The following is a 1,034-nucleotide window of genomic DNA, read 5'->3' as shown; positions in this document are numbered from 1 at the left end:
CTAGAGCATTTCCCGGTTAGATCGAATAGCCACTATTTTTGATGTAATTTTGACATTCGTCGGAGGAAAAGTCGCTGAGGGCGGAGGCGATGGCTTGCTCCAGGGCCTCGACGGACCGTGCGGCAATCCGACGGAGGATGGCCTTGAGCTTGGCGAAAACCTGCTCGATGGGGTTCATATCGGGGCTGTAGGGCGGGAGGTAGCGAACTGTCGCTCCAGCCGCCTCGATAGCCTCGCGCACCCCAGCAACCTTGTGAGAGCCCAGGTTGTCCATAATGACGATGTCCCCGGGCTCGAGCGTCGGAACCAGGGCTTGCTGGACCCAGGCAAGGAACCGCTTGCCGTTGATGGCGCCGTCAAAGACGCAAGGGGCCGTAATCCGGTCATGCCGCAGGGCCGCAAGAAAGGTTGTCGTCGTCCAGTGTCCATGCGGAACGGCGGCTACAGCCCGTTCTCCTTTGGCTGACCGCGCGTAGCGCCGCGCCATGTTGGTTGTCGTCCAGGTTTCATCCAGGAACACCAAGCGTTCCAGCCTTAACCCGGGCTGTTCCGCCCGCCATTCGGAACGGGCTTGGGCAACGTCTTCCCGTTCTTGCTCGGCGGCATGCGCGGTCTTTTTTTTCGCGTCAGCCCGAGGCGCTGCAAAAAGGCGCCAAGGGTCGAGCGCTTCGTCTCGATCCCTGCGGCTTCCAGACGGACGACAAGTTCCTTGATCGTGATGTCGCTGTTCTCGGCCACCAGAGAGCGGATGAGTTCTTCGTGTCCAGTCAGCAGGGGCTTCTTCCAGCCACCGAATTGCGCGGATTTGACGCTGCCAGTCGCCGTCCAAAGCTGAAGAAGTTTCACGACGGTACTGACAGCCACATCGAAATGCTTGGCCGCCGCATTGCGAGACATGCCGCCTTCAACCGCACGAACGATCCGTTCCCGAAGATCTTCTGAATAGGGGCGCATTCATGGCTGGCCTCCTTAACCCAGCCACAAGCTTGAATCACACTTTTTAAGTGTTGTGAATCCTTTTCTCGATTCGACCT

The 1,034-nt window shown here is 58.8% G+C and carries 1 protein-coding gene; it reads right to left on the bottom strand.

Annotation, left to right across the window (positions count from 1 at the left end; genetic code table 11):
* Positions 1 to 16: 16 nt before the first annotated feature.
* A protein-coding gene (locus tag ACFSNB_RS18695) for an IS630 family transposase (RefSeq protein ID WP_377319326.1) occupies positions 17 to 954 on the bottom strand; the annotation gives its coding sequence in 2 pieces (ribosomal slippage) (positions 17 to 625 and positions 628 to 954; 936 coding nt in all).
* Between the last annotated feature and the right edge of the window lie 80 nt (positions 955 to 1,034).

Origin of the sequence: Phaeospirillum tilakii (genome assembly GCF_042683125.1) — a bacterium.
Classification (GTDB): domain Bacteria; phylum Pseudomonadota; class Alphaproteobacteria; order Rhodospirillales; family Magnetospirillaceae; genus Phaeospirillum; species Phaeospirillum tilakii.
Note: the sequence above shows the minus strand (reverse complement) of the source record. Positions and strands in the feature narration are given on the sequence as shown.